The 8,784-nt window shown below is 41.1% G+C and carries 3 protein-coding genes, 2 rRNA genes and 2 pseudogenes; 2 read left to right on the top strand and 5 right to left on the bottom strand.

The genetic code is table 11. From position 1 onward, the window contains the following. Positions 1-429 precede the first annotated feature (429 nt). The gene (locus HWQ40_RS14730; protein WP_292778910.1) at positions 430-1,461 is read right to left on the bottom strand and encodes a glycerol acyltransferase; all 1,032 of its coding nucleotides are present in this window, start codon (positions 1,459-1,461) and stop codon (positions 430-432) included. A 684-nt stretch (positions 1,462-2,145) separates the two neighbouring features. On the opposite strand from HWQ40_RS14730, the gene HWQ40_RS14735 reads away from it, so the two are divergent. Together HWQ40_RS14735 and HWQ40_RS14740 are read left to right on the top strand one after the other, a co-directional pair. After that, complete coding sequence (locus HWQ40_RS14735; RefSeq protein WP_292778913.1) at positions 2,146-2,400, top strand: helix-turn-helix transcriptional regulator; 255 nt, start codon at positions 2,146-2,148, stop codon at positions 2,398-2,400. Position 2,401: 1 nt separating this feature from the next. After that, positions 2,402-6,163 (top strand): PAS domain S-box protein, encoded by a 3,762-nt coding sequence (locus tag HWQ40_RS14740; RefSeq protein WP_292778916.1) that lies wholly within the window; start codon positions 2,402-2,404, stop codon positions 6,161-6,163. On the opposite strand, the pseudogene HWQ40_RS14745 reads toward HWQ40_RS14740, so the two are convergent. The 4 genes and pseudogenes from HWQ40_RS14745 to HWQ40_RS14760 form a co-directional block, all read right to left on the bottom strand. Next, positions 6,160-6,252: pseudogene (locus tag HWQ40_RS14745) on the bottom strand (ArsC family transcriptional regulator); the annotation flags it as partial. The gene HWQ40_RS14740 and the pseudogene HWQ40_RS14745 overlap by 4 nt on opposite strands. Positions 6,253-6,556: 304 nt before the next feature. Further along, a pseudogene (locus HWQ40_RS14750) lies at positions 6,557-7,887 on the bottom strand (IS701 family transposase). Positions 7,888-8,099: 212 nt separating this feature from the next. Beyond that, positions 8,100-8,217: ribosomal RNA gene (gene rrf, locus HWQ40_RS14755) — 5S ribosomal RNA — on the bottom strand. A gap of 127 nt (positions 8,218-8,344) precedes the next feature. Next, positions 8,345-8,784, bottom strand: a 23S ribosomal RNA gene (locus tag HWQ40_RS14760); the annotation flags it as partial.

Consider the following 8,784-nt stretch of genomic DNA (forward strand, 5'->3'; position numbering starts at 1 on the left):
GCTCAAACTCAATTCCTTCAATCATCTCCACTCAGTTGTGCCACAGCTATTGATTGGCGGCATTCAAGAATCGTCACACCAATTCGCAATTTTCAATTCGCAATGACGCTCGCGGACTCGCTAACGCTGCGCTAACGCAATTATTACCCCACGCCTAAAAGCGGGGGCTTGAACAGGGGTGGGGTTCTTTATTTTTGATTTATGCAAGAGGTCTAATAACTTCATTCCTAACAACACGTCCATACAGCATTACCAATGTTTTCAACGATTTTCTCTATTATTGGCTTAATCAACAGTATAGTGGCGATCGCACTCACAACAGCCGTCAGCGTCACAGGTTCCATAAATTCACTACAAACTTACAGCAGTTTTCATTTAATTGAACCACATGGTAAACCTGTTAGAATCAGCAAATTTAAGCTTGTAGTATTAAGATTTACCCAAAAATTGATTAATTTGAAGTTGCAGTTTTTGTCTTAATTGTTGCGCCTGTTGATAAGCTGCTGCACGTCCTTTCTTTGAGTGGTTATCTAATCCTGCTGGTTGCAAAGGACTAATAAAGTAACGCAAACGAGTTCTCATTGCCCAAACTCCCATTGAGGGAAACAGAAGTAAGGCAAACATCAAGGGCGACAAAGGTAAGAATGGTAGTTTGACTAGTCGTTGCAATTTGGTGAAATTAACAGCCCAAGGATGTAGAAATTCACTGCCGATGCAAACTACTGGCAGAATGGGAATATGATAGCGATCGCTCAACTGAATAAAACTCACATCAAACTTTTCTAGTTGATACCGCCTTCTCCAACCTTTCAAAGGCCCGCGAATACCTTCGGGTGCATATAAAAGAATTTTACCTTGAGCGATGGCGCCTTCAAAATCATTTAATTCGGCTCGCACACCACCTAAAACCTGCAACCATTGAGGTGGTAGCCACCAAATCACCCAAGGATGCTCAAATAATACTGGATTTGCTATGGGTTGTAATACCCATCCTTTGGCTTCACTTAATAAATAACCCAAGCTTAAAAAGTCCCAAGGAAAACACATCCCGGCATGATTCATTGCCACAATCAATGGCCCAGTTGACGGCAAGTTTTCAACTTGTTGCAACTCTCCTCGAAAATAATATTTAACGATGGGGCCAAGAACTTCTTTGCCAAAAGCTTGTTGATATTTGGGATCAAATTCACCAACTTCTTTTCGAGGTGAATGAAAACCCAGACGCAACCAGCGACTCAGCAACGCTAGATAAAATCCGCCAGGAATTAAAAATAATCCATATTCTAGCCAATTCCAACCATCTGGATCTGTGTGATAGTGCTGCCAATGGCGGTTGAATAAAATTAGCCAGCCTGGAGGATACCAAAGACAAAACCAATCAAACCAGTTAAATATATAGCCTTCACCTGGTGTATTTTCTTGTTGACTGTTTAATAAGTTTTCGGAGTGTTGATTAATCAAAACAGTTAAAGATTAGGATTAGGCAAAAATTTTATCAATAGTGGATCTTCAGGAGGCAGGAGTAACCGATGTTTTTAAACATGGGATTGTAGCAAAGAGGCTTTGTATCTCGCAGCACTTTCCGCTCGATACAATTATTTTTTTGACTGGGCAATGACCCAGAACTAAAGTTTTTACTTCTATCTGGTTGTTGAGCGTAGTTGAAACACTGCCTTCTGCTCCCGTCTTTATTTTTAACTTGCTAGTTTTGTGACTGGCATCTTACCATAGAAGTAAAAGTAACTACATATTTTGGAATCTATTTTAGATTTAGTTGCTAAAATAGCGATGATTTAAAAGCTTTTATCAAATACAAAATGAACTTCTATATAGATACTTTATATATAAAAAATCAATTTCGATATGAATCATAAAAGTATGATGCACTACCAATTGTTTAGCTGTGTGCGATCGCTGATAATAATTAATTAAATTGCCTTAGATAATACTATTGTGGGATTGCAGATAGGACAAAATTTAATGTTTATTTTAGATATACCTTCCTAAGCGTTCAGTAAGCCGCAAACACTGATAACTGAATATTGATGTTGCACCAAAAGATGAAATTGATAACGACTAATGATTATTTAACTTCTTCCTCAAGCTGGAGACGAATGGCGAGACATCTGTCCTACTCTTCCTACTATGGAACTAAGAAAGCCACTCAAAATTTCAGATTTAATCCGTGAACTTCGGCAGCAACTCAATCTTTCTCAAGAAAAGTTTGCAGCCAAGTTAGGAGTTTCCCTACGAACAATCAATCGCTGGGAGAACGGATATACAGTGCCTTCACAGATGGCACTAAAGCTGATTGAAGAAATGTTAGAGAAGATGGGCGAAGCAGGCAAAAGATTAGTGAACGAGTATCTCCCAAAATCAGAGCAACGGGAGGACTCTTAAGATGATGGTGAAAGTACCTGAAAAAATTTTGATGATGCGTTCTCGGTTCATAGCTTTTAGTGTGATGATTTTGGCAGTCATGGCGGCACTGCTGTTGACAAAAGTGTTACTGCCAGTTTTTGATCCGAGCGTATTTACATTATTTTATGCTGCTGTGGCAGTCAGCGCCTGGTATGGCGGTATGAGACTTGGAGTGCTAGCGATCGCTTTATCTGTGACAACTGCGCTCTGTTTTTTGATCGATCCAGTCTACTCCTTCGATTTCTTCAACCTAAAAGTCCTGGTACGATTAACCACGTTCTCACTAATATCCTTCTTAATTACTGCGCTCTCTTCAGAGTTGCGAACTGCTAGACGCAAGGCAGAGACAAGCCTGAAGTTGTTGCAAAATAGCGAAATGCGGTTTAGGCAACTGGCAGAATCCAACATCATTGGGGTAATCGTAACTGATTTCAACAACGACTTGATCATCGAAGCCAATGATGCTTTTCTGAAGATGATCGGCTATACGCGAGAAGATTTGTCTGCTAACCAAATCAACTGGCGCGAGATTACCCCGCCTGAGTATCTTCTTTTGAGCGAACGTTCAGTGGAAAAAGTGAAAACTACTGGAGTATGTAAGCCTTTTGAGAAAGAATACATTCGTAAAGATGGCGATCGCATTCCTGTTCTGCTCGGTTCTGTAATGCTGGGAGACACTCAAGAAACGGTCATTGCCTTTGTTGTTGATTTGAGCGAACAGCAAGCTGCGCTATGCGAACGCAAACAAATAGAACAAATTTTGCGGGAGAAAGAGGAGCGTCTGAGATTAGCTAACGAGCGGTTTGAGTTAGCAGCATCTGCGGTAAACTGTCTGATTTATGACTGGAATATAGAACAGGATACCGTTGAAAGAACTGATGGGTTAACCCGAATTTTGGGCTATTCCCTCGCAGAATCTGAATCAACTGCTAATTGGTGGCGTGAGCTTGTCCATCCAGAGGATTTGCAATATGTACAAGAAGAGGCGGGAGGTGCTTTGGCAAATAGCGATCGCTATGCTGCCGAGTACCGAATTCGTAACAAAAACAACCAGTACATCTATGTTTTGGATCAGGGGATAGTGGTACAGCGAAATGCTGATGGAAACCCAGTACGCTTAGTTGGCAGCACTACAGATATTAGCAAACGCAAACAGGCAGAAGCAGCAATCCAAGCAAGTGAGGAACGGCTCAGGAGTTTTGTAAAAGCGAATATAGTTGGCATTCTCTTTGGTGATGTGAATGGTAGCATCACTGAAGCCAATGACGAGTTTTTGCGAATTGTCGGCTATACCCAAGAGGATATCCAAGCAGGTAGATTACGGTGGGCTGATATCACCCCATCTGAATACCACTATTTAGACGAATTGGCTATTGCCGAGGCAACAGCAAAGGGAACCTGTACTCCTTACGAGAAGGAATTTATTCGCAAAGATGGTTCCAGCGTACCAGTTGTAGTTGGCTACTCCCTTTTAGGAGAATCTCGGCACAAATCAGTTGCATTCATTCTGGATATTAGCGATCTCAAACAAGCTAAAAAAGCGCTGAGTCAGAGTCAAGAGCAATTTCAAGCTTTTATGGACAATATTCCCGCCGCCGCATGGATTACAAATGCAGACGGACGTGTACTTTACCTCAGTCCAACTTATTTCAGCACATTCAATGTGTCAATAAATAAAGCGATCAATAAAAACATTTTTGACCTATACCCAGTCCAAATTGCTCAACCTCTCCTAGATAACATTAGAATAGTTGCCGAGACGAATCAGGTTGTTCAAACAATTGAATCTGCTCCACGCACAGATGGCACCCTTGGCGAATTTTTGGTCTATAAGTTTCCCATTGCCGATGCGTCTGGACAACGCCTGGTAGGGGGGGTTGCAATTGACATTACCGAACGCGAACGCGCCCTTCGTGAACGCCAGCTTGCAGAACAAGCCTTACAAGAGCGCAGTGAAAGACTTAAACTGCTCTTGGAAACTACCAGTGATTTGCTTTCAACCGAGCGCCCTTTGGATCTAATGAACAGCTTGTTTAGCAAACTCTCGGCGCAAATGGATTTGCATTGTTACTTTCACTATTTAATCGATACACACGAAAATAAGCAGAAACTTCGGTTAGTAGCTTGGAACGGCATTACTGATGAAGTATTTCAAGCAATTGAATACCTGGAATTTAATCAAGGCATATGCGGACTAGTGGTACAAGAACGCTGTCAAATCGTCGTCAATAATGTGCCACACTCTACCCATCCAAATGCCCACATTCTCCAAACTTTAGGAATCACAGCCTATGCAGGTCAACCGTTAATTGCTCAAGGAAAGCTGCTTGGTGTCCTCTGCTTTGCCAGTCGCACCCGTACCAATTTCACTTCTGGGGAAATAGCTCTATTACAAGCAACCTCCGATCAGGTGGCGGTTGCTCTGGAACGCGCTCAGTTAATGGCTTCGTTACAGCGACGGAAAGAAGAATTAATCCAAGCTAACCGGATCAAAGATGAGTTTTTGGCGGTGCTTTCCCACGAACTTCGCACGCCGCTAAACCCGATCTTGGGATGGTCAAAGTTGCTGCAAACGAAAAAGTATGATGAAGCAACCACTACTCGCGCTCTCGAAACCATTGAGCGCAATGCCAAGCTTCAAACCCAATTAATCGAAGATTTACTGGATGTCTCTCGCATTCTCCAAGGTAAACTGAGTCTGAATATTGCTCCTGTGAATCTAGAAACTGCGATCGCCGCAGCAATAGAAACTGTACGTCTAGCCACTGAAGCCAAATCGATCAATTTGCAATTTACGATTTTAGGCTTTTCTGCGGGACACTACGTGAACGACAAGGCTCAGGAACCATCGAACGATTTTGGATTAGACAATTCTCAAATAAATTTAGAATCTATCGATTTTCATAAGCAATCTAACAATTTAAAATGCCAAACTTCAAATTCTAAATTTTTAGTCACAGGTGATTCCAGTCGCTTGCAGCAAGTTATCTGGAATCTACTTTCCAATGCTATTAAGTTTACACCCCAAGGTGGAGAGATAGAAATCAGTTTAGAGTATGTTGGTTCTCAGGTTCAGTTGCGAGTCAGTGATACAGGTAAGGGAATTAGCCCTGACTTTTTACCATTCGTCTTTGACTACTTTCGACAAGCTGATGGCGCAACTACTAGAAAATTCGGCGGACTGGGCTTAGGATTAGCTATTGTTCGTCACATTGTCGAGCTACATGGTGGCACAGTTAAAGCAGAAAGTTTGGGTGAAGAACAGGGAGCGACCTTTACAGTCATGCTACCGCTAATCCAGGTCGATCTAAATAGCCATCAGATTACCTCTCAAGCTGATGATTTGCCCGATTTCAATGGGTTGAAAGTTCTGCTTGTAGATGATGAGCGGGATACGCGAGAGTTAATTGCTTTCATTTTGAAGCAATCTGGTGCGGTAGTAACCCAGGCTGCATCTGCGATCGAAGCACTACGAATTATGCCTCAGCTTCAGCCAAATCTGCTGTTAAGCGACATTGGAATGCCAGAAGTAGACGGCTATATGCTGATACGTCAAATTAGAGCTATGTCACCAGAACTTGGAGGAAAAATTCCTGCGATCGCCCTTACAGCTTATGCTGGTGAGGTTAATTATCAACAGGCAATTGCCGCCGGATTTGGGCAGCATATCACCAAACCAGTGGAGCCAGCTAAATTACTTCGAGCGATCGCTAACCTAATTTATAGTTGTAGCAATTGTTAATTTAGAGACTTAATTAACTTTACAACTCGTTCCTTAACTTCATCTCGAACACGGCGAAAAGTTTCAATTGATTGCCCAGCTGGATTCTCAAAAATCTGATATACGCTGTTCCTCTTGCCAACACAACAGCCAAATCCTGTATTGTTTTTACTCGCCCTATCTTCAGTAAATACAAGGCTTGAATACCTTCTTTTCCTAATGCTGTTTTTTGTTTTCTCAGCAGATCATGCAATTTCTCTGCTGACTCAAATATTTCTACTTTGGTGACTCCAGCCATTTTCGCTCGTTCATATTTATTCCTTAATTATGTCTATGCATTTTTTTCGTGAATTGGTATTAGTTATATCCCTCTTCTGTCACTTTCCGAGATAAGCAAGTAGTTCAGGAGCGAAATCATCCAGAAGCATAAGAGGGTTTAAATTGATTCATTGCAGCAATTAAATGATTGAATCCCAGTCACAACTGTGAATTAGGGAAAATACTTAACCAGGGATAAATTAACCAAAATAGTAAAAGTGGTTGGATAATGAGACGCAGATTATTTAAAGTATTCTTCCATCCGGATTCATGATTCCATTGCGGATGATGAGAAAAATCAACATCACTATTTTCTTGTGCTTCAGTCTCAAGTTGACGAGACTGATTGAAGCTTAAGAAGACTGGAGAATTTAAACTAATCATCGTATAAACACAAAAAATAATTTCCCACCATCTCTCAATATGTTGGAAATCAGTGAAACGGTAATCTGTCCAGCCTAGTTCCTGTTTACACTGTCGAAACCCATATTCTACCCAGGTTCTTAATCCATATAAGTCACCTAAAATTTTCTTGAGATTACCTTGCAGATTCGTCATCACGAAGGAGGTAGAATTTTCCGGCATGGTTTCTGGAGCAGTAGTTATTTCCCAGTAAGTTACGACTCTTTTTTTACCATAAATTATTTCCCTAATATATCTTATCTCTGATTTTTGATTGCTAAATGTTCTCTCTTTCTTTACATCAATTATTTGCCCTAACCCTTTCTCCTACTGGTAGCCAGACTCCATGATTACTTCTAATTGATACCACATAACCTAAGTTATATTCAGCAACTTTTCTAATAAATTGGCTACTTTCACCATATAAACTATCAGCCAATACTAATTCAATCTTGAACCCTGATTCTCTTAATTCTGTAATGATCTCTGATGCTAACTCTATTTTAGTTTTATATTTATCTGACTCCTTTAATGTTCCTTTTGGTTTAAATACTTTGACGATTAATGGAAAAGTTATATTAGCACAAACTCCATAAGCATTGACTGAAACTATTCCATTATCTATTTTTCCTACGCTTCCTAAATATTGTCTAGCTACATAATCAGTCTTTTTACCTTTTTTCCTATCTCCTGTTTCATCTATTACTAATGTAATTGCCCGACCATCTAATTGTTTCTTTAACTTATTTAATCTTCGTTGTTTTAATTTATTTACTGACCAATCTGAAGAAAGCTAAAAAATGGTGTAGTAACTGTGCCGAATTTATGCTCACTACCTTTGCTATCTCTGGTAACGATTTTCGTTTTATCGTTGATATTATCCCCATGTGTAAATATTTGAAGCACTCATAATTCCTTACTTCTTTAAATAAGTCTTTATACTCTGCACAATATTCATCTACGATCGCAACTGTTGGGTGAGCATCTCTCGCCAAATGTTTTAGGATTTGTAATTCTACATCCATTGCCCTGCTTACCTTCCAGAGTTTTTTCTTTTGATTCTTTTATTCAGAATACCCGGAAAGTGACAGAAGAGGGATAACTCACTAAAAGCCTTACCACAAGAAGGAAGGTTTCAAGGATTTTTAAGCGGTTTTTGAGCTTATTACAACAAGTCTAATAAACAAAAAGCCCCAAGCTATGATGTGAGCTAGGGGCTTTTATTTTGAATTATAAAACCTGGCATCGAGCTATTTTTGCGTAGGGCAACCCCTAAACTATCGTGGCCGCAGCAGCGTTTCACCTCTGAGTTCGGGAAGGGTTCAGTGTGGTTCCACCGCGCAATAGACACCAGGAAAACCTGTCGATTTTGGATTTTGGATTTTGGATTTGAGATTGGATATATCAATCCAAAATCTCAAATTCACAAAACCCTGAAGACTGCAAGTAACGCGAATTAATTTAGTTGACCAAAGTTATTGTGAGGTCAAGCCCTCGGTCTGTTAGCACGGCTCGGCTACATACATTACTGTACTTCCACCTACCGCCTATTAACCTGTGTTCTTCAGGTGACCTTACCCACTTATAGTGGTGAGAGCACTCATCTTGAGGTGGGCTTCCCACTTAGATGCTTTCAGCGGTTATCCGCTCCGCACTTGGCTACCCAGCGTTTACCGTTGGCACGATAACTGGTACACCAGCGGTGCGTTCCTCCCGGTCCTCTCGTACTAAGGAGGACTCCTCTCAATGCTCTTACGCCTGCACCGGATATGGACCGAACTGTCTCACGACGTTCTGAACCCAGCTCACGTACCGCTTTAATGGGCGAACAGCCCAACCCTTGGGACGTACTTCCGCCCCAGGTTGCGATGAGCCGACATCGAGGTGCCAAACCTCCCCGTCGATGTGGACTCTTGGGGGAG

Origin of the sequence: Nostoc sp. NMS9, from assembly GCF_017114995.1 — a bacterium.
Classification (GTDB): Bacteria; Cyanobacteriota; Cyanobacteriia; order Cyanobacteriales; family Nostocaceae; genus Nostoc.